18 protein-coding genes are annotated in these 20,114 nt (G+C 66.5%); 15 read left to right on the forward strand and 3 right to left on the reverse strand.

Annotated features, from left to right (window positions below; all coding sequences use genetic code 11):
• The first annotated feature begins 123 nt into the window (after positions 1 to 123).
• The 14 genes from glnA to E5790_RS09005 all read left to right on the forward strand — a co-directional run bounded on the left by glnA (position 124) and on the right by E5790_RS09005 (position 14,788).
• Complete coding sequence (gene glnA / locus E5790_RS08940) at positions 124 to 1,533, forward strand: type I glutamate--ammonia ligase (RefSeq protein WP_014645491.1); 1,410 nt, start codon at positions 124 to 126, stop codon at positions 1,531 to 1,533.
• A gap of 321 nt (positions 1,534 to 1,854) precedes the next feature.
• Positions 1,855 to 2,193: a P-II family nitrogen regulator gene (locus tag E5790_RS08945; protein WP_004134334.1), complete on the forward strand. Its 339-nt coding sequence runs from the start codon at positions 1,855 to 1,857 to the stop codon at positions 2,191 to 2,193.
• Between the two features lie 22 nt (positions 2,194 to 2,215).
• Positions 2,216 to 3,646 (forward strand): ammonium transporter, encoded by a 1,431-nt coding sequence (amt, locus tag E5790_RS08950; RefSeq protein WP_014645492.1) that lies wholly within the window; start codon positions 2,216 to 2,218, stop codon positions 3,644 to 3,646.
• A gap of 274 nt (positions 3,647 to 3,920) precedes the next feature.
• The gene (locus E5790_RS08955) at positions 3,921 to 4,427 is read left to right on the forward strand and encodes a hypothetical protein (RefSeq protein WP_136191729.1); all 507 of its coding nucleotides are present in this window, start codon (positions 3,921 to 3,923) and stop codon (positions 4,425 to 4,427) included.
• 563 nt (positions 4,428 to 4,990) lie between these two features.
• Positions 4,991 to 5,368, forward strand: a complete 378-nt coding sequence (locus tag E5790_RS08960) for a VENN motif pre-toxin domain-containing protein (protein WP_032959340.1) — start codon at positions 4,991 to 4,993, stop codon at positions 5,366 to 5,368.
• Positions 5,365 to 5,832, forward strand: coding sequence for a hypothetical protein (locus tag E5790_RS08965; RefSeq protein WP_136191730.1), 468 nt, complete (start codon positions 5,365 to 5,367; stop codon positions 5,830 to 5,832). Before E5790_RS08960 ends, E5790_RS08965 begins: the two co-directional genes overlap by 4 nt.
• Positions 5,833 to 6,295: 463 nt before the next feature.
• Entirely contained in the window at positions 6,296 to 7,042 is a 747-nt protein-coding gene (locus E5790_RS08970) for an N-acetylmuramoyl-L-alanine amidase (RefSeq protein ID WP_111206067.1), read from the forward strand.
• Between the two features lie 67 nt (positions 7,043 to 7,109).
• Entirely contained in the window at positions 7,110 to 8,276 is a 1,167-nt protein-coding gene (locus E5790_RS08975; RefSeq protein WP_032959393.1) for an MltA domain-containing protein, read from the forward strand.
• A gap of 108 nt (positions 8,277 to 8,384) precedes the next feature.
• Entirely contained in the window at positions 8,385 to 8,699 is a 315-nt protein-coding gene (locus E5790_RS08980) for a hypothetical protein (RefSeq protein WP_005411860.1), read from the forward strand.
• A gap of 103 nt (positions 8,700 to 8,802) precedes the next feature.
• Complete coding sequence (locus tag E5790_RS08985; protein WP_111206062.1) at positions 8,803 to 10,848, forward strand: TonB-dependent receptor; 2,046 nt, start codon at positions 8,803 to 8,805, stop codon at positions 10,846 to 10,848.
• A 115-nt stretch (positions 10,849 to 10,963) separates the two neighbouring features.
• Complete coding sequence (locus tag E5790_RS08990) at positions 10,964 to 12,025, forward strand: ATP-binding protein (protein WP_032959394.1); 1,062 nt, start codon at positions 10,964 to 10,966, stop codon at positions 12,023 to 12,025.
• Positions 12,018 to 13,466 (forward strand): nitrogen regulation protein NR(I), encoded by a 1,449-nt coding sequence (gene ntrC / locus E5790_RS08995; RefSeq protein WP_032959347.1) that lies wholly within the window; start codon positions 12,018 to 12,020, stop codon positions 13,464 to 13,466. Before E5790_RS08990 ends, ntrC begins: the two co-directional genes overlap by 8 nt.
• 93 nt (positions 13,467 to 13,559) lie before the next feature.
• A complete protein-coding gene (locus E5790_RS09000; RefSeq protein WP_032959349.1) occupies positions 13,560 to 14,129 on the forward strand; it encodes a superoxide dismutase family protein in 570 nt (189 codons plus the stop codon).
• Positions 14,130 to 14,161: 32 nt separating this feature from the next.
• A complete protein-coding gene (locus E5790_RS09005; RefSeq protein WP_111206061.1) occupies positions 14,162 to 14,788 on the forward strand; it encodes a superoxide dismutase family protein in 627 nt (208 codons plus the stop codon).
• Positions 14,789 to 15,269: 481 nt separating this feature from the next.
• Here the strand turns inward: E5790_RS09005 and E5790_RS09010 are convergent, their stop codons facing one another.
• Positions 15,270 to 16,157 (reverse strand): hypothetical protein, encoded by an 888-nt coding sequence (locus E5790_RS09010; RefSeq protein ID WP_041862938.1) that lies wholly within the window; start codon positions 16,155 to 16,157, stop codon positions 15,270 to 15,272.
• Between the two features lie 93 nt (positions 16,158 to 16,250).
• On the opposite strand from E5790_RS09010, the gene E5790_RS09015 reads away from it, so the two are divergent.
• Positions 16,251 to 17,546 carry an acetyl-CoA C-acetyltransferase gene (locus tag E5790_RS09015; protein ID WP_111206060.1) on the forward strand — a complete coding sequence of 432 codons (1,296 nt, stop codon included), beginning with the start codon at positions 16,251 to 16,253 and terminating at the stop codon, positions 17,544 to 17,546.
• A 225-nt stretch (positions 17,547 to 17,771) separates the two neighbouring features.
• On the opposite strand, the gene E5790_RS09020 is transcribed toward E5790_RS09015, so the two are convergent.
• Positions 17,772 to 19,067, reverse strand: a complete 1,296-nt coding sequence (locus E5790_RS09020; RefSeq protein ID WP_049418860.1) for a heme biosynthesis HemY N-terminal domain-containing protein — start codon at positions 19,065 to 19,067, stop codon at positions 17,772 to 17,774.
• A 6-nt stretch (positions 19,068 to 19,073) separates the two neighbouring features.
• Complete coding sequence (locus E5790_RS09025) at positions 19,074 to 20,051, reverse strand: uroporphyrinogen-III C-methyltransferase (RefSeq protein WP_032959352.1); 978 nt, start codon at positions 20,049 to 20,051, stop codon at positions 19,074 to 19,076.
• Positions 20,052 to 20,114: the final 63 nt, after the last annotated feature.

Below are 20,114 nucleotides of genomic sequence, written 5' to 3' on the forward strand. Positions count from 1 at the left end.
TGCGCACCGTTCTGCACCGCCACGGAGCGCCCTTTTTGAAATCAATGACTTGCGGCCAGCGAAAAGTTGGCACGGTCGTTGCTCTACCTCAGCAGGCATTCATCCCCATCCGAGGTCGTACCGATGTCCGTGGAAAACGTTGAGAAGCTGATCAAGGACAACCAGATCGAGTTCGTCGATCTGCGTTTCGTGGATATGCGTGGCGTCGAGCAGCACGTCACCTTCCCGGTCAGCATTGTCGAACCGTCGCTGTTCGAAGAAGGCAAGATGTTCGACGGCAGCTCGATCGCCGGCTGGAAGGGCATCAACGAATCGGACATGGTCCTGCTGCCGGACACCACCAGCGCCTACGTCGACCCGTTCTACGCAGATCCGACCATCGTGATCAGCTGCGACATCCTCGATCCGGCCACCATGCAGCCGTACGGCCGCTGCCCGCGCGGCATCGCCAAGCGCGCCGAGGCCTACCTGAAGTCCTCCGGCATCGCCGAAACCGCGTTCTTCGGCCCGGAGCCGGAGTTCTTCATCTTCGACTCGGTCCGTTTCGCCAATGAAATGGGCAACACCTTCTTCAAGGTCGATTCCGAAGAAGCCGCCTGGAACAGCGGCGCCAAGTACGACGGCGCCAACAGCGGCTACCGCCCGGGCGTGAAGGGCGGCTACTTCCCCGTGCCGCCGACCGACACCCTGCACGACCTGCGCGCCGAGATGTGCAAGACCCTGGAACAGGTCGGCATCGAAGTGGAAGTGCAGCACCACGAAGTGGCCACCGCCGGCCAGTGCGAGATCGGCACCAAGTTCAGCACCCTGGTGCAGAAGGCCGATGAACTGCTGCGCATGAAGTACGTGATCAAGAACGTCGCGCACCGCAACGGCAAGACCGTTACCTTCATGCCCAAGCCGATCGTGGGCGACAACGGCAGCGGCATGCACGTGCACCAGTCGCTGTCCAAGGGCGGCACCAACCTGTTCTCCGGTGACGGCTACGGTGGCCTGAGCCAGCTGGCGCTGTGGTACATCGGCGGCATCTTCAAGCACGCCAAGGCCATCAATGCCTTCGCCAACTCGGGCACCAACAGCTACAAGCGCCTGGTGCCGGGCTTCGAGGCGCCGGTGATGCTGGCCTACTCGGCCCGCAACCGTTCGGCGTCGTGCCGCATTCCGTGGGTGTCCAACCCGAAGGCGCGCCGCATCGAAATGCGCTTCCCGGACCCGATCCAGTCCGGCTACCTGACCTTCACCGCACTGATGATGGCCGGCCTGGACGGCATCAAGAACCAGATCGACCCGGGTGCACCGAGCGACAAGGACCTGTACGACCTGCCGCCGGAGGAAGAGAAGCTGATCCCGCAGGTCTGCTCCTCGCTGGACCAGGCGCTGGAAGCGCTGGACAAGGACCGCGAGTTCCTGAAGGCCGGCGGCGTGATGAGCGATGACTTCATCGACGGCTACATCGCGCTGAAGATGCAGGAAGTGACCAAGTTCCGCGCGGCCACCCACCCGCTGGAATACCAGCTGTACTACGCCAGCTGACCGGATGCGATGGCGGTGGGTTCCCCCTCCCACCCGCCGCCATCGCTTCCGTTTTCGCGGCTGGGGAGCCGCGGTCAGATCGGGGTCGGATCCCATTCGTTTACGAATGGGCGCTGATCCCTATCCAGGGGCAAGAGAGAGACCGGATACGCGACCAGGGCCGCCCCCCCTCCCGCGTCGGTCGTGCAAGGAGAGAGGCACGGCCGTCCCGGCCTTGTACGTGTCCGGTGCAACAGCCACGGTCATCATCCTGATGACCCGTGGTTGCCTGATGCCAACGCGCGCTGGCGCGCTGGCCCCATCCACCCTCGGGACATGCGCATGAAACTGATCTCCGCCATCATCCGACCGTTCAAGCTCGACGAGGTCCGCGAGGCCCTGTCCGATGCAGGCGTGTCGGGCATCACCGTGACCGAAGTGAAAGGTTTCGGTCGCCAGAAGGGCCACACCGAGCTGTATCGCGGCGCCGAGTACGTCGTCGATTTCCTGCCCAAGATCAAGATCGAAACGGTGGTCACCGACGAGCGTGCCGACGCGGTGATCGAAGCGATCCAGTCGTCGGCAGGCACCGGCAAGATCGGTGACGGCAAGATTTTCGTCACCGCCGTCGAACAGGTCATCCGCATCCGCACCGGCGAAATCGGTGCCGACGCGCTGTAACCCCCTTCCGGAGATTCCCCCCATGAAGATGCGCCTTCTCACCGGGTGGCAAGCCCGGTTCCATCTGGTGTGCCTGTTGATGCTGCTCAGCGCACTGGCCGCCGGTGCCTGGCCGGGCAGCGCCCATGCCCAGGCCCAGGTATCGCCGTTGCCGAGCGAAAGCGTGGCGGTCGAGCCGCTGCACGATGCGGCCGCCACCGCCGCGGCGCCGGCCGTGGCCGAAGCGGCCGCCGCCTATGATCGTGGCGACGTCGCCTGGATGCTCACCTCGACCCTGCTGGTGCTGTTGATGGTGGTACCGGGCCTGGCCCTGTTCTACGGCGGCCTGGTGCGTTCGAAGAATGTGCTGTCGGTGCTCAGCCAGATCCTGGTGGTGTTCTCGCTGGTGCTGCTGCTGTGGGTGGCCTATGGCTACAGCGCGGTGTTCAGCGCCGGCAATCCGTTCTTCGGCTCGTTCACCGAATTCGCCTTCCTCAAGGGCTTCACCCCGGAGTCGGTGGGCAACACGCCGATCAAGGGCCTGCCGGACTATCTGTTCGTCGCGTTCCAGTCGACCTTTGCCGGCATCACCACCGCGCTGATCGTCGGTGCCTTCGCCGAGCGCATCAAGTTCCGCGCGGTGCTGCTGTTCTCGGCGCTGTGGTTCACCCTCAGCTACATCCCGATGGCACATATCGTCTGGGGTGGCGGCTACCTGGGTGAGCTGGGTGCCATCGACTTCGCCGGCGGTACCGTGGTGCACATCAACGCGGGCGTCGCCGGCCTGGTCGGCGCGTGGTTCGTCGGCAAGCGCCTGGGCTATGGCCAGACCGCGCTGAAGCCGCACAATGTGCCGTTTACCTACATCGGCGCGATGCTGCTGTGGGTGGGCTGGTTCGGCTTCAACGCCGGCTCGGCAGCAGCGGCCGACACCGTGGCCTCGCTGGCCTTCCTCAACACCGTGCTGGCCACCGCCGCTGCCGTGCTTGGCTGGACCCTGGTGGAGGCGATCGGCAAGGGCAAGCCGTCGGCGCTGGGCGCTGCGTCGGGTGCGGTGGCCGGTCTGGTCGGCATCACCCCGGCCTGTGGCACCGTCGGGCCGCTTGGCGCGATCGTGATCGGTTTTGTCGCTGGCGTGGTCTGCGTGTGGGGCGTGACCGGCCTGAAGCGCCTGCTGAAGGTGGACGACACCGCCGACGTGTTCGGTGTGCATGGTGTCGGCGGCATCGTCGGCGCGATCCTCACCGGCGTGTTCAGTGCGCAGTCGCTGGGCGGCACAAAGGCCGATCTGGATATCGCCCATCAGGTCTGGGTGCAGGTGGTCAGCGTCGGCCTGACCGTGGTGTGGTCGGCGGTGATGACCGCGGTCATCCTGCTGGTGGTCAAGGTCGTGGTCGGCCTGCGCGTGACCGAAGAAGCAGAGCGCACCGGCCTGGATGTGACTTCGCACGGCGAGTCCGCCTACGAGGCCTGACGTGGCGGCGCACTGACGTGGTGGGTGCCGACCGTTGGTCGGCACTTCCACTGTCCTTGTTCTGGTAGGTGCCAAGCTTGCTTGGCACGGGGTCTGGGTCTGCTCTGGTGGGTGCCGACCGTTGGTCGGCACAGCGGGTAGCCCATCCACGCATGGCGTGGCTCTACCGTTCCTGCTCCAATGGCTGTCTGCAGGTGGGCGTGTACACGCCTCCAACGACCTCGATGGACTACAGAACGGAGTAGGCGTGATCCAGGCGACTTCCGCAGCAGTGATGGAAGACATCGAATGGTATGTCTACCTGCTGACCCTGGACGACTACAGTCCGCATGCGCTGGTGCGTAGTTTGGCCGGCGCAGGAGATCGAGAACACTGGAGCTTCGCTGTGGAGCTCACCTATCGCTGCCTTTCCTCCGGTCTGTGGCGACTCTCCTACGGCCTGCCTCCGGAGCTGGGGCTTTCCAGCATCGATCGTCGATCCGAGCACCAGCAGTCTGATCAACATCACGGTGCCTGGAGCACATGCATTGGATCCGGGCTTTGTGATCCGACAGGTGCTTCCGGATGGATTCGGTGGACTCTCAGTCTCAACCAGAGGCTGGGGTACGGGTTCGCGTCCAATGTTCAACTCGAATTGGTGGGCCAAGTGTGGAGCTCCAATACGCGCGATACTGGTGGCGAAGTTGGCAAGTTGCGGTGGCCTTGGAGTACTTTTCCCTCAAGGCAGAAATGCATGAGCTACCGGGGCTCTGATGGAAAGATGGTGGAGATCTGCCAGTGAGTGAGCGTGAGTTGGGGGCAAAGATTGTGTCTGTGATTGCCAGCTCCGTGCTTGGAGCGGCTCTATTCATAGGCATTCCGCTGAGTTCTCGGATAGGCAGCTTTTCGCAGGCTGCAATTTTCACATCGCTGGTTTGCGCCATAGCCGCTGTGTTGGGCCTCATCTTCGGTGTGCCCGGGGTTATGCTTGTGGACAAGTTTCTTCCGCGGTTCAAAGCTCGTTATGTTGTAGCTGCACCAATCTGTGCCTTGTTGGCGTGGCTCGCGTTCGAGGGTGCCTTCTCTCCTGGCGCTTGGATAAAGGTCTGGACCAGTCCTTCCTTTTGGTTTGGGTGGGCTCCCAGGCGCGCTGGCATCATGCTTTTCATCGGGTTGGCCGTGGGTGCCTTCTACATGTTGATCTGGCCGCGGATTGGACGAATGATGAAGGTCAACACGGCCTTGTGACTGAGGGCGATGGAATCGGGTGCCTGTGCGCAGCAAGGTGGCGGCGGCAAATAGCCAGGCATACAGCGGCGCGGGGAAGTAGGGGGCATCGATGAGTACAACCGTGCACTGAACGCAGTGACGACGGCGCTGGTGGGCGGTGTGGCGGGACAGGGCGCTGGCCAGGCCGCGTCCAATGCACTGGCGCCCTATGCCGCTCACTTCATCGGCAGCACGCTTGACCCGAACCACGGCAGCGACCCCAATGCGACTCTGCAACTGCTGTCGCATGCGGTGTTGGGTGCGCTGCTGGCGGAAGCCGATGGTGGCAGTGCGGGAACCGGAGCCGTGTCCGCGGCCGGCGGCGAGTTGGCCGCGAAGGTACTGACTAATACATTGACCGGCGGAGACCCCTCCAAGCTGAGCCCGGAGCAGAAAGAGATGGTGCTGGCGTTGTCGCAGGCAGTTGGCGCACTGGCGGGCGGGCTGTCGGAGCAAAAGAAGGTCACGAAATGAGTGCTAGTGATGTGAAAGATGCTGGAAGAATTTCCGTTCAGGCTGCATATGTATTGATGTGCGTGTTCCTTCAGAAGTATATGGAGAGGGGGGAGGGGCAGGACACTCTTGTTGATCTGTTATCTTCGGGAGGGTCATTTCTATGGGCGAATGGCTTGCCCAACGATCCGGCAATGTGGGATGACTGGTGTGATGCATTTGCAGAGGTTGTCATCGTGGGGAGTGCTCTTAATTCTGAATTTTGTAGCGCACAAATTAATTCGTCGGGCGAGTACTTGGCGTTGCTGGATGCGTTCTCGGTAATGATGGTATTCCTTGAGTCGATTTTTGATCGATCTGGTGAGGATCTTCCGCTGTTCGAAGTTGTTGTTCGCCTTATGTCGCCTCTAGGTGATTCCGGTTGTCTTGATGATTCCTCTGTCTGGGCTGAGTGGGTGGAGTCGGTTAGGAAGGTGAGGGCATAGGGTTCTGGGCGGTTGCTTGTTCAATGGAAGTTGGGGTTAAACGGCCGCCTCGATGAAGTTGCTCGGCTTGACGGTGTTGCCAGTCTGTATGTCACCGGTCGAAGCAGTGGTGACGCGCCAAGGTAGATTTCTTCGCAATGCGGGCGCGGAGGGATTGACCAAATCGGCCACTGGCGGGATCTGAGGGGCCGTTGATGAATCATTTTGTTTAAGTTGTTATGACGGTTGTTCCCTGGGTTCACGTGTCCACGGTGTTGGAATCGATTCGGCGGCATGGCTGGGTCCGTTTCGAGGATTGAAGGTAGGTGATGAGGAACTTGGGCGTTTGGCTATTCGAATTGGAGTTTGAGATTTGGGCATGAGGTGGGGGCGTTATTGAGTTTTTTGCATGACAGCTCCCCAGTTCTCCAGCGATCCGGACGAAGCGAAGAACCACGGCTGCAGTCATGGTTACAATTCGTCCATGATCAGCCCCCGCCTTCTGGCTTCCACACTGCTGGCCCTGGCCCTTTCGGCCTGCACCGCCACCGCGCCTGTGCAGCACAACCCGCTCGCCACCTGGGTCCTATCACCCAACCAGAACGCGCGCACCCCGGTCATCATCGTCATCCACCACACCGAGCAGAAATCGGTGCAGCAGAGCCTGCATACGTTGCGCACGGCCAACAGCGGTGGGCCGGTCAGTGCGCACTACCTGATCGGCGCCGATGGCCATCGTTACCAGCTGGTGGCTGATGAGCGCCGTGCCTGGCACGCCGGCGCCGGGCGCTGGGGCACCATCACCGATCTCAATTCGGCTTCGATCGGTATCGAGCTCGACAACGATGGCCGCAGCCCGTTCAGTGCGGCACAGATCGAATCGCTGATCGTGCTGCTGCGCGATCTCACCACGCGCCTGAACATCCCGCCGCGCCAGGTGATCGGCCATGCCGACCTGGCGCCGACGCGCAAGCAGGATCCGAGCCGCTTCTTCCCATGGCAGCAGTTGGCCGAGGCCGGCTTCGGCGTGTGGCCGCGCGCGGCCGACGGCGCGGCACCGGAAGGATTCGACGCGTGGAATGCGCTGGCCCGCTTCGGCTATCCGCTCGACAACCGCGACGCCACCGTCGCTGCGTTCCACCGCCGCTTCCGTGGCCGCGACGACCTGCCGAAGACGCTGGATGCCGAGGACGCCCGCATCCTGCACTCGCTGCTGCTGCAGACGCCGTGACTCCGCGCATGAACGCTTGGCCCCGCGCTGGGTTGCCGCCCAGCGGCCGGCCCGCCACCATGGCGGCATGATCGATTCCGCCACCTTCTTCAAGCGCAAGCACTGGACCCTGCTGGCAGCGGCCGTGCTCGCCGGTTGCGCCACCACCGCTCCCCGCACGGGCTCCGAAGCGCCCACGCCGACCTCGCCGCCGGCGGCCACCTACGCCAAGGTCGGCTGGAAAGCCCTGCCAGCGGTCTCGGACAGCGATCTGCAGGCCGGCTTCGTGGCTTGGCGCAGCAGCTGCGCCCGCCTGAAAAACGACGCTGTCTGGGCCAAGCCCTGCGCCACCGCCGCAGCGGTGTCAGACAAGAACCCGGCCGCGATCCGCCAGTTCCTGCAGCGCGACCTCGATGCCTATGCGCTGCGTGCCGGTGGCCATCAGGCCGACGGATTGATCACCGGCTACTACGAGCCGATCTACCCCGGCAGCCTGACCCGCACCGACAAGGCGACGGTGCCGGTCTACGGCACGCCGGATGATCTGGTGGTGGTGCAGCTGGACAGCCTCTACCCGGAACTGAAGGGCAAGCGCCTGCGCGGGCGCGTCGAAGGCAAGGTGCTCAAGCCCTATGACGACGCCGGCACCATCGCGGCCAAGGGCGCCAAGGCGCCGGTGCTGGCCTGGCTGACCGATCCGATGGACCTGCAGTTGCTGCAGATCCAGGGGTCCGGCCGCGTGCGCCTGGCCGATGGCAAGCAGGTACGGCTGGCCTATGCGGAACAGAACGGCCACCCCTACCGTGCCATCGGTCGCTGGCTGGTGGACCAGGGCCAGCTGAAGAAGGAAGACGTCACCATGGATGCGATCCGCGCCTGGGCCCGGGCCAATCCCGCGCGCGTGCCGGAACTGCTGCGCAGCAACCCCAGCTATGTGTTCTTCGTGCGCAATCCGGACAGCCCGGAAGGCCCGCGTGGTTCACTGAACGTGCCGCTCACCGCGGGCTACAGCGTGGCGGTGGACCGTACCGTGGTGCCGCTGGGCAGCCTGCTGTGGCTGTCGACCACGCGCCCCGATGGCACGCCCGTGGTACGCCCGGTGGCTGCGCAGGACACCGGCGGCGCCATCGCCGGCGAGGTGCGCGCGGACCTGTACTGGGGCAGTGGCGATGCCGCCGGCAAGCTGGCCGGCGACATGAAGCAGAAGGGCAACATCTGGATGCTGTGGCCGAAGGGCGTGCCCCTGCCGAACTGAACCAGCAGGGGGCGGATCCCTTTCCAAAGGAAAGGGCTCTGGCCCCGGATGCCTGATAATGGCGCCATTCCGAACTTTCCGGCCGCGCCTGCGGCCAGGACCCCTGCAATGACCTACGCAAAGCACAACGCAAAACCCGGCGCGAAATCCGCCGCAAAGAAGTACTACAAGCACTGGGCCGAATCGGGCCTGGGCAAGGGCAACGTGCTGATGGAAGCGCGCGGCGACAAGATCGTGCGGCAGGTGGAAATCTACGGCACCAAGATGGTCTGGGCCGACGAGCACGCCCACAGCGATGACCGTTTCCTGCTGGCCGACCAGCCGGTGTCGTTCCTGGATTTCGACGAGGACGACGAAATCTCCGCGCGTGAATTCGAAGCCGCCTGGAAGAAGGCACGGGAAGCCACCGGCTACCCGGTGTAATCCGCCCGGCTCCCGCCCTTGTAGCGCCGAGCCTTGCTCGACGCTGCAAAAGCGGGCACGTGAAATGTTATATAATTACATTTCACCGTAACCGCCCCTTCCCATGAAGACTCCCACCCTTGTGGCCGCCCTGGCGGCCGCGCCGTTCGCCCCTGAAGCTTTCGCACAGGCCGCCGATGCCGCGCTCACCCTCGGCAAGGTGCAGGTGCACCAGCACGGCGAAGGCCAGCTCAGTGCGCACCAGGTGCTGACCTCGGTGGACGTGCTGGGTGCAGACCAGATCGAAAACCGCAACGTTTCGCACAGCTGGGAACTGCTCGGGCAGATGCCCGGCATCCAGCTCACCGAAACCCGGCAGGGTGCCGAATCGGGCAAGGTCAGCTTCCGCGCCTTCAACGGCGAGGGCTACCTCAATGCCATCAAGACCCTCATCGACGGCATCCCCAGCAACGTCAACAGCGGCAACCAGCGCTTCATCGACATGCTGTTCCCGCTGGACATCAGCTACATCGAAGTAGTGCGTGGTACCAACGATCCGCGCTATGGCCTGCACAACATCGGCGGCAACGTGAACTTCGGTACGCGCCAGGGCGGCAGCTACACCGATGCGCGCCTGGCCTACGGCAGCTACAACACCCGTGATGCGCAGCTGGCGATTGGCCGCGAAGCCAATGGCTTCGCGCAGAACTACTTTGTCGGCACCCAGGCCAGCGATGGTTATCGCGACCACGACACCTCCAGGAAGTACTCGCTGGGCGGCAAGTGGTTCTTCGGCACGCTGGACGAAGGGCTGCGCGTGGGCCTGACCGCGCGCGCCTACCACCATGAGGCCGACGAACCGGGCTTCATGACCGCCGAGGAACTGCGCACGCACCGCCGTGGCAGCGAGCTGCGCAACGGCAACGACGGCGATGACCGCGACATGCGCCAGATCGCCGCGCACGTCGACCTGAAGCTGTCCGACGCACTCACCTTCGGCACGCGGCTCTACTACAACCGCTATGAAGACGACCGCCGCGTGACCTTCAGCGACCTGCCCACCGGCAACCTGCCGCGCCAGCGCCGCGTGTGGGATGAACGCCAGACTGGCCTGCTCAGCACGCTGACCTGGCAGGCCAGCTCCACGCTTACTGTCGAGGGCGGCCTGAACTACGAGCAGCAGGACAACGGCTATATCCGCGAGCGCTATGCCTACGCCGAACCGACCGATTACAGCCAGCCGCCGGCGCGCGTGCAGAACGACGACCGCCACAGCTTCGACAACTGGGGCGCCTACGTGCAGGCGATCTACCAGCCCGCCGAGGCGTGGAAGATCGTGCCGGCCTATCGTATTGATCGCTTCAGTGGCCGCACGCACCTGATGAACGGCATCACCGCCCGGCTGCAGGATTACGGCAGCATCGGCCAGCCCAAGCTGAGCATCATCCACAGCCTGGGCCAGACCACCCACGTCTACGCCAACTGGGGCCGCACCTTCCAGGTGCTGACCGGGTCCACCGCACCGGCCTACCTCACCCCGGGGCAGGCGCCGATGCAGCCGTCCACCAATACGGGCATGGAGCTGGGCCTGAAGTTCCAGCCGTTCCAGGGCGCCCAGGCGCGCCTGGCGGTGTGGCAGCAGGACGCGGAAAACGAGGTATCCAACATGCCTGCCACCGGCACCACGGTCACCCTGGGCAAGACCCGCCGGCGCGGCGTGGATGCGCAGTTGAGCCTGCAGCTGGGCGATGACTGGACGGTATGGGCGTCGCACGCCTACCAGGAAGCGAAGATCACCCGCGACGACCGCGATGCCGGCATTTCCCTGCACGGCCGCGAAGTGGCCGCCACCCCGCGCCACATCAGCAATCTGGGTGTGGACTACCGCGCCAGCGACGCGCTGCGCCTCGGCCTGCAGGCACGCGCGCAGGGCGACTACTACCTTGAGGAGCGCAACGTGGCCGGCAAGTTCGGTGGCTTCGCCGTGCTCGACCTCAGTGCTGCCTATCAGCTCACCCCGCGTTTCAGCGTGGACCTGCAACTGAAGAACGTCACCGGCCGCCAGTACGCCTACGCCTGGTACGACAGCTTCTTCTGGGACAGCGCCCGCCCGATGTTCTCGCCAGCCCCGGGCCGCAGCGTGTTCGTTGGCCTCAACATGAAGCTGTAACCGGCCCTGCATCTGGTAGTGGTCGAGCTTGCTCGACCTGCAGCAGGGGTCAGATCCCTTTCCGCCAGGAAAGGGCTCTGACCCCGAACCCCGCGTTTTGCACTACATTGGTGCAATGTCCGACCCCGCACCCCCGCCGTCCCTTGATGCCCTGGGCACGCCGCTGGCCTGGGCCGGGGCCGATGGCTGCATTGCCGGCTGCAATCCGGCCTTCGCCCGCTGGCTGGGCGTCAGCGTCCGGCGCCTGCTGGGTCGGCCATTGGCCGCACTGGAAGTGCAGGGCGAGGCACTTGCCCATTTCCTGGCCCGCGATGAGCGCGACAGCCTGCGCCTGAACCGGCTGGCGCTGGCGGTGCCCGGCGAGGCGCCGCGCTTCGCCGAGGGCTGGATGAGCCGCCGCGACGATGGTGGCTGGCTGCTGGAGGCGCATCCGGTCGATGAATTCCCCGGGCTGGACCCAACCCAGGCGCTGCCCAGTGCGCTCAGCGCGGCGCTGAAGGGCCTGGCCCACGAGCTGCGCAACCCGCTGGCCGGGCTGAAGGGCGCGGCCCAGCTGCTGGCCCGCCGCGCGGCGCAGCGCGACGCCAGCGAACGTGAGCTGATCGAACTGATCGGCTCGGAGATCGAGCGCCTCAACGGCCTTCTCGACCAGCTGCTGTCGCCGGCCCCGGCCGCGCCGCATGCGGAACTGAACATCCATGCCGCGCTGGAACGTGTGCTGCGCCTGGCCGAGAACGAGGCCGGCTGGGCGGTACGCCTGCAGCGCGACTACGACCCCAGCATTCCCGAATTCCACGGCGACGCCGACCGCCTCACCCAGGCGGTGTGGAACCTGGTGCGCAACGCGATCCAGGCCGGTGCCGGCAGCATCACCCTGCGCACCCGCGTGGAGCATGGGGTGCGCATCGCCGAGCAGTTGCACACGTTGGCCTTGCGCCTGGAAATCGCCGACGACGGCCGTGGCGTGCCCGAGGAGCTGGCCGAACACCTGTTCCTGCCGCTGGTCAGTGGCCGTGCCGAAGGCACCGGGCTGGGCCTGGCACTGGCCCAGCAGGTCGCGCGCGAGCATCGCGGCACGCTCACCTACCGCTCGCGTCCGGGCCATACCGTGTTCACCCTGCTGTTGCCGATCGGCAACGGCGCCGCTCCTGCCGAGGAGGCCCCGCGCGATGTCTGAGTCCCCCACCACCGCACAGCGCATCTGGGTGGTCGACGATGATCGTGCGGTGCGCTTCGTACTGTGCACCGCGCTGCGCGAGGCGGGGTACCAGGTCGTTGATTTCGACAGTGCCGCTCCCGCCCTGCAGGCGTTGAGCGCGGGCCCGCCACCGGCGCTGCTGTTCACCGATGTGCGCATGCCCGGCGACGATGGCCTGGTACTGCTGGACAAGCTCAAGGCCGCGTTGCCGCAGCTGCCGGTGGTGGTGATGTCGGCCTATACCGATGTCGCCAGCACCGCCGGTGCGTTCCGCGGGGGCGCGCATGAATTCCTGTCCAAGCCGTTCGACCTGGACGATGCCGTGGCGCTGGCGCAGCGTGTGCTGCCGGCCGTGGCGCCCGCGCTGGCCGCCCCCAGCCCCGCCGCCGAAACGCCCGGCGACCAGCCGCCGCAACTGGTGGGCGATACCCCCCCGATGCGTGCGCTGTTCCGCGCCATCGGTCGCCTGGCGCAGGCACCGCTGGCGGTGCTGATCACCGGCGAGACCGGCACCGGCAAGGAGCTGGTGGCCAATGCGCTGCACCGCGAATCGCCGCGTGCGCAGGGCCCGTTCGTCGCGCTCAATACCGCCGCGATCCCGGCCGAACTGCTGGAGAGCGAGCTGTTCGGCCACGAAGCTGGCGCCTTCACCGGTGCGCAGCGCCGTCATGTCGGCCGCTTCGAGCAGGCCAACGGCGGCACGCTGTTCCTGGATGAGATCGGCGACATGCCGTTGCCGCTGCAGACCCGCCTGCTGCGTGTGCTGGCGCAGGGTGAGTTCTTCCGCGTCGGTGGCCGCGAGCTGATCCGCGTCGATGTGCGCGTGGTGGCCGCCACCCACCAGGATCTGGAAGGCCTGGTCGCGCAGGGCAAGTTCCGCGCCGATCTGCTGCATCGCCTGGACGTGGTGCGCCTGCAGTTGCCGCCGCTGCGCGAGCGCCGCGAGGACATCGCGCAACTGGCCAGCACGTTCCTGGCCGCCGCCGCACGCAGGCTGGATACGCCGCCGAAGCGCCTCACCGCCGCGGCTCTGCAGGCGCTGCGCGAACACGACTGGCCGGGCAACGTGCGCGAACTGGAGAACGTGTGCTGGCGGATGGCCGCGCTGGCCGCCGCCGACACCATCGGCGTGGCCGATGTCGATACCGCGCTGAACCGCGCGCGCGGCCGCCGCAACAGCGGCAGCGCAGCCGATCCGGGCCAATGGGAAGCGCTGCTGGCCGAATGGGCGCGCCGTCAGCTGGCCGAGGGCGTGGAAGGGCTGCACGCGCAGGTGCGCGAGCGGGTCGACCATGCCCTGCTGGAGGCAGCGCTGCAGATCACCCACGGTCGCCGCGCCGAAGCCGCTGCCCGCCTCGGCCTCGGCCGCAATACCCTTACCCGCAAGCTGGGCGCCGGGCGCCGCCGCGGGGGCCATTGAACGGTCCCTGCACGCGATCCTCGCGCCCGCTTGCCGAACCGTTGATCGTTCATGGACGATGCAATGCTTAGTGTCACCTGCAAGGAGTCTTCGATGCGTCTGTCCTTTGCCATCCTGCCGTTGTCCGCCGCCGTGCTGCTGTCTGCCTGTGGCAGCGCGCCGAAGAAGGCCGAGCCCACCCCGCCGCCGCCCACCGTGGTCAGCGCAGCGAAGCAGGGCGAGGCCAATCTGTCGCCGGCCTCGGCCAGCATCGTCAGTGGCCGCATCGCACTGATGGTGGAGCCCGGCGGTATCCACATCACCGGCCTGATCGGTGGCCTGCAGCCGTTGCAGCAGGCCGGTTTCCACATCCACGAGCGTGGCGACTGCAGCGCGGTGGATGCCAGCAGCGCCGGCAACCACTTCAATCCCGGTGGCGCCGCGCATGGCCGCGCCGGCACCGGCAAGCACCACCTGGGCGACATGGACAACCTGCGTGCCGATGCCCAGGGGCGCGCCAACGTCGATATCCACCTCAAGGGCGTTACCCTTGGCGGAGGCGCCGCCACCGATATCGCCGGACGTGCACTGGTCGTGCATGCCAACGCCGACGACTATCGCAGCCAGCCCGCCGGCAATGCCGGCGTCCGCATCGCCTGTGGCGTGATCCGGGTCGTCCGCTGATCACTGCAGGCAACATCCAGGGAGAGATTCCAATGCGTCTGATCCACACTTCGCTGTTTGCGGCCATCGCCGCGCTGGGCCTGGCGGCCTGCGGCCAGCAGCCGGCCGCTCCGCAGACGGAAACCCCGCCGGCCGCCCCGGCCGAGGGCGCCACCACCGAACCGGCCGCAACGCCAGCCCCGGCGGATGCACCGGCTGCCGATGCCTCGGCCACCGCCGAACTGGCACCGACCCAGGGCAACGAAACCAAGGGCAGCGTCACCTTCAAGGTGGTCGACGGCAAGGTCCACGTGACCGGCCAGATCACTGGCCTGAAGCCGGGCAGCGAGCACGGCTTCCACATCCACGAGAAGGGCGACTGCAGCGCGCCGGACGGCATGAGCGCCGGCGGCCACTTCAACCCGGGCAAGCAGGATCACGGCAACGTCGCCACCGATCCGCACCACGGCGGCGACATGCCCAACATCAAGGCCGACGACAAGGGCGTGGCCAGCATCGACGGCCCGGTGTCGAGCAATGTCAACATCGGCAAGGGTGATGACTTCGACATCATCGGCCGCGGCCTGATCGTCCACGCCGATGCGGACGACTACAAGACCCAGCCGACCGGCAACGCCGGCGCACGCCTGGCGTGTGCGGTGATCCAGAAGGCCCCGTAAGAATCAAGGAACGCCGGCGCAAGCCGGCGTTCTTCTTTATCGGTAGTGCCGGCCGCTGGCCGGCAATCGCAGATCCGGACGTTGCCGGCCAGCGGCCGGCACTACCCGTCTTCAGCGTGCCAGCAGCTCGCGCGCGTCCTGCCCGGCCTCGCAGTGCACGAACAGCACTGCGGCGCTTTCTGCTGGAAACGGAAAACGCCGGCGCAAGCCGGCGTTCTTCATTATCGGTAGTGCCGGCCGCTGGCCGGCAATCGCAGATCCGGACGTTGCCGGCCAGCGGCCGGCACTACCCGCCTTCAGCGCGCCAGCAGCTCGCGCGCGTCGTGCCCGGCCCCGCAGTGCACGAACAGCACTGCGGCCCTTTATGCTGGAAACGGAAAATGCCGGCGCAAGCCGGCGTTCTTCTTTATCGGTAGTGCCGGCCGCTGGCCGGCAATCGCACATCCGGAGGTTGCCGGCCAGCGGCCGGCACTACCCGCCTTCAGCGCGCCAGCAGCTCGCGCGCGTCCTGCCCGGCCTCGCAGTGCACGAACAGCACCGGCACGCCGTGCGCTTCCAGCACCGCGGCCATCTGCCGCTGGCGCATCAGGAACTGCTCGTAGATGCCCTGCAGGCGGTCGCAATCGTTCTTGCTGTGGTTGTAGTACGCGCACCAACCGGCCGGATCGAACAGCGCCATGCGTGCCTCGCCATGGGTATAGCGCAGCAGCGGCTCGGGCGCGGCATTGAGCCACTCGTCTTCGCCCGGCGCCATGATCGCGGTCTCGATCAGCGGCCACAGCGCCGCCAAGCCCTGGTTGTCGTACTGCATCGACATCATCGCGGCCAGGTCGTTCACGGTGAAATAGCGCGCGTGTTCGATGCGGGCACCGAAGCTGTTCTGTGCCATCAACGCGGTGTCGGCATGCGCCATGCCGTTGGCCAGCAGTGTTTCTTCCAGCGCATTGGCCACCGCGTTGGTGGTGGCCACGTCGCTGCCGGTCAGCAGGAACGGCACCACGCGCAGGCCGCCCCCCACCAGGGTCGCATCGGCCTGGAACGGCAGCGGCACATCGCCTGCGGCATCGGTGCCGAAGGCCAGCAGGCGCGGGCCCTGGTTGCGGCCCGGGGCACGCATCTGCAGTTCTTCCAGGCGGCGATGGATCGGCCAGCCCGGGCGCAGTACTTCGGCCGGGTCGAAATGGGCGGCCGCGAACACCAGGTCCAGCTCGGCCACCTGCGGCACCAGCTTGGAAAGGTCACGGCCGACGCGTTCGGCCAGTTCACCGGCCTGTTCAGCGCTGAGCACCGCCTGGCGGGGGATTTCGCCGCCGGCCAGTTCCAGGGCCAGCACGCCAAGGGCATTCATCGCGGGGTCGGGTTTGCTCATGGTTCCACGGTTGGCCCATCACAGGGCGGCAGCTACACTTGGCTCCATTATGCCTGCTCCGCCGTGCAGGCCATGTTGCAGACACCCTCATCCATGCCAGGTATCTCCATGCCCAACGCTCGTCCCGTCGCCATCCTCGGTGGCGTCCGCATTCCGTTCTGCCGCCAGAACACCGCGTATTCGGATGTCGGCAACCTCGGCATGTCGGTCCGTACGCTGGGCGCGCTGGTCGAACGGTTCGGCCTGCACGGCCAGCAACTGGGTGAAGTGGCGATGGGTGCGGTGATCAAGCACTCCAGCGACTGGAACCTGGGCCGTGAAGCCACGCTGTCCTCCGGCCTGTCGCCGCTGACCCCGGGCATCACCCTGCAGCGCGCCTGCGGCACCTCGCTGGACAGCATCATCACTGTCGCCAACAAGATCGCGCTGGGCCAGATCGAATCGGGCATCGGCGGCGGTTCGGACACCACCTCCGACGTGCCGATCGTCTACGGCAAGAAGCTGCGCGCGCGCCTGCTGGCCGCCAACCGCGCCAAGAGCACTGGCGACAAGATCCGCGCGCTCACTTCCGGCTTCAAGTTCTCCGAGCTCAAGCCCGAGTTCCCGGGCGTGGCCGAGCCGCGCACCGGCAAGAGCATGGGCGACCACTGCGAGGACATGGCCAAGGAATGGAACATCTCGCGCGACTCGCAGGATGAGTGGGCGGTGTCCTCGCACAAGAAGCTGGCCGCCGCCTATGAGCGTGGCTTCTTCAACGACCTGATCGCACCGTTCCGTGGCGTCGAGCGTGACAACATCCTGCGCCCGGATACCTCGCTGGAAAAGCTGGCCACGCTGAAGCCGGCGTTCGACAAGGTTTCCGGCCGTGGCACGCTGACCGCCGCCAATTCCACCCCGCTGACCGACGGTGCCGCTGCGGTACTGCTGGCCAGCGAAGAGTGGGCGCGCGCGCACGGCCATGAGCCGCAGGCCTACCTGCGCGACGCGCATGTCTCTGCGGTGGACTTCGTGCATGGCGAAGGCCTGCTTATGGCGCCGACCATCGCGGTGCCGGAGATGCTCAAGCGTAATGGCCTGACCCTGCAGGACTTCGACATCTACGAGATCCACGAAGCCTTCGCCGCGCAGGTGCTGTGCACCCTGCGTGCGTGGGAGAGCGAGGATTACTGCCGCAACCGCCTGGGGCTGGACGCACCGCTGGGCCGCATCGACCCGGACAAGATCAACCTGCTGGGTTCGTCGCTGGCCACCGGTCATCCGTTCGCCGCCACCGGCGCCCGCGTCATCGCCACCGCCGCCAAGCAGCTGGCCGAACGCGGCGGTGGTCGCGCGCTGGTGTCGATCTGCACCGCCGGCGGCATGGGCGTGGTGGCGATCGTCGAACGCTGATCGCTGCGACCGCGCGCTAACCAAGGTTGGCGACTACCAGAAATGCGTGCTGGATCTGCTGTGGTAGATGCCGACCTTGGTCGGCCGTGAAACGGCATCGCTCGGAAAGGCCACGCGCCAACCAGGGTTGGCGACTACCGGGTCCCGCAGATGAAAACGCCGCCCAGTGGGCGGCATTTTTTGTCCGGTGGGTGCCGACCGTTGGTCGGCACGCTTCAGCAGCGGTCACGGCAACCGCGGATTACCGAATTCGTCGCGCTCTTCGTTGGCGTCATACACCGGCGGCTGCACCGCGAGCGGCTGTTCTTCCACCGTGGCACGCAGTGGCGTCTCGCCGCCGCGCACCAGCGCCACGCTGTCCTCGCCGCGCTGCAGGCGCAGCGCATTGGCCAGGCACTGCGCGGCCAGCGCGTGTTCGCCACGCTGGGCGAACAGTTCACCCAGCGCTTCCCACGCCGGTGCACCGGCGCCCGCGGCGATGGCCTCGTGCAGGAACGCATCGGCGGCCTCCCACTGCTGCTGGGCCAGGGCCACGCGGCCCTGCGCCAGGCGCAACGCGGCCGAGCCGTCATGCACGTTGCGCCAACGTGCGAGGTTGGCCTGGCGGGTAGCCAGGCGCTCGGCCGGCAGACGGCCATACAGCGCCACCAGTTCGTCATCCCAGCGCTGGTCCAGGGCCTGTTCCAGCGCCAGCAGCGCCGGCTCGTCCCAGTCCAGCGCCACCGCGCGGCTGGCATAGGCGCCAACCACGTCCGGAGTCGGTCGCAGTGCCTTCGGCGTGGCTTCCCACTGCGCGGCCAGTGCGTTGACGTCGGCCGCTTCCAGCAGCGCTTGTGCAGCCAGGCGTGCTTCCAGTTCACTGCTGGCCTCGGCCGGCAGCACCTTGCTCTGGCGCAGTGCACCCAGCTGGCCATACGCCTCGTGGGCGCGGCCGGCCTGTGCCAGTGCCTCGGTGCGCAGCCACAGGCCACGTGGCGGCAGCGGCTGGATCGCCGCTACGTCCAATGCGTTGATCGCATCCACCGGCAGATCGCGCGCCAGCAGCTGTTCGGCGCGCAGCAGCGCCTGCAGGGTGGCATCACTTTCGCCCAGGCGCTGCAGCAGCGCCTCGCCAGCCGGGCCGTCGGCACGTGCCTGCGCGCTGCGCACGGCGTTGGCCAGCGCCACCGCGCTCACTTCCGGATCCTTGGCGGCACCGTCCAGCAGTTTCTCGGCACGCTGCCACTGGCCGTGCTCATAGGCCTGCAGGCCGTCGATCAGGCGCACCCGGCCCTGTTTGCGGCGGTAGCGGCCCCAGGCGCGGAACGGTGCGGCGATCAGGCTCCACAGCAGCCATAGCACCAGCACCGCGATCACTGCCAGCAGCGCCACCTTCGGCAGGTTGCTGTGGTAGTCGTAGCCGCCGTAGCGCAGGGTCACTTCGCCGAAGCGGTTCAGGTCATCGGCGCCGAGCCATTGCGCAGCGACCACGCCGATGGCCACGGCCAGCAACAGCACGACCAGGGATTGCAGGGGTTTCATGCGGGCTTACCTCCGGTCGGTCTGGGTGCGCAGTTGTTGCAGGGTGCTGCCAAGGACAGCGTCGTTGGCCTGCAGCGGCAGTTCGCGCAAGGCCTTCAGTTCAGCACGTTGCGCGCGCAGGGCTGGTGAATCCGGCCAGCGCCGCTGTGCCCAGTGCTCCACGCGGTCCAATGCGGTATTGCGCCCCGCGCGGTCGCCGCGCTCGATTGCCGCACGTGCCAATGTCAGTTCCAGCTGCAGCGCGTCGTCGGCATTGCGCTGTTCGGCGGCGGTCAGCGGGCCGTTCTGGCGGCTCGGGGTGATGTCCACGAACGGCGCCAGAGCTGCCTGCCACCAGGGTTTGGCGGTGCTGCTGCCGGTTGTGCCGGTGATCTGCGAAGGCAGGCCCTGCAGTGCCCTGCCCACAGCATCCAGACGCTGCAGCGACTGCACGCGTGGGCCGCTGCCGAGCGCATCCAGTGCCTCGCGCTCCTGCACCAGCGCCTGACGCAGGTTCAGGCCATCACTGTCGGGCAGTTCGGCCAGTGCCGTCGCGGCCTGGGCGTACAACCGGCGTGCGCCTTCCACATCGTCGGCGTAGTTCAGGCGCTGCGCGGCCTGGGTCAGCAGCAGTTCGGCCTCATCGCGCTGTACCGCCTGGCGGCCCTGGTTGGCGCTGTCGGCCAGCTTGGCCAGGTTCTCTTCCAGCAATGCGCTGCGCTGGGAAAGGCCCAGCATCTCGTCGCGCAGCACGCGGTTGGTGGCGGCCGCGTCCTGCAGGCGCTGGCTGGTCGCGCGCTGGTCACGACGCAGCGCATCCAGCGTGGCCTCCAGGCCCTTCAGCTGGACAGCCGTGGTCTGTGCCTGCGCTGCCTGTTCGTTCTGTTGCTGTTGCCAGACATACCAGCCGGCATAGCCGCCCACGCCGAGCACGACCACACCGGCCAGCGGCAGCAGCCAGCGCACGGGTCGACGGGGCGGGGAAACGGGCGGAGTGTCGTTCATCGGGCTTCCTTGTCGGCAACGTCGCCGGTCGGGGGCCGGCAGGCCGCGTTGTGCACAGCATCA

The organism is Stenotrophomonas sp. PAMC25021 (genome assembly GCF_004795795.1).
GTDB classification, from domain to species: Bacteria; Pseudomonadota; Gammaproteobacteria; order Xanthomonadales; family Xanthomonadaceae; genus Stenotrophomonas; species Stenotrophomonas muris.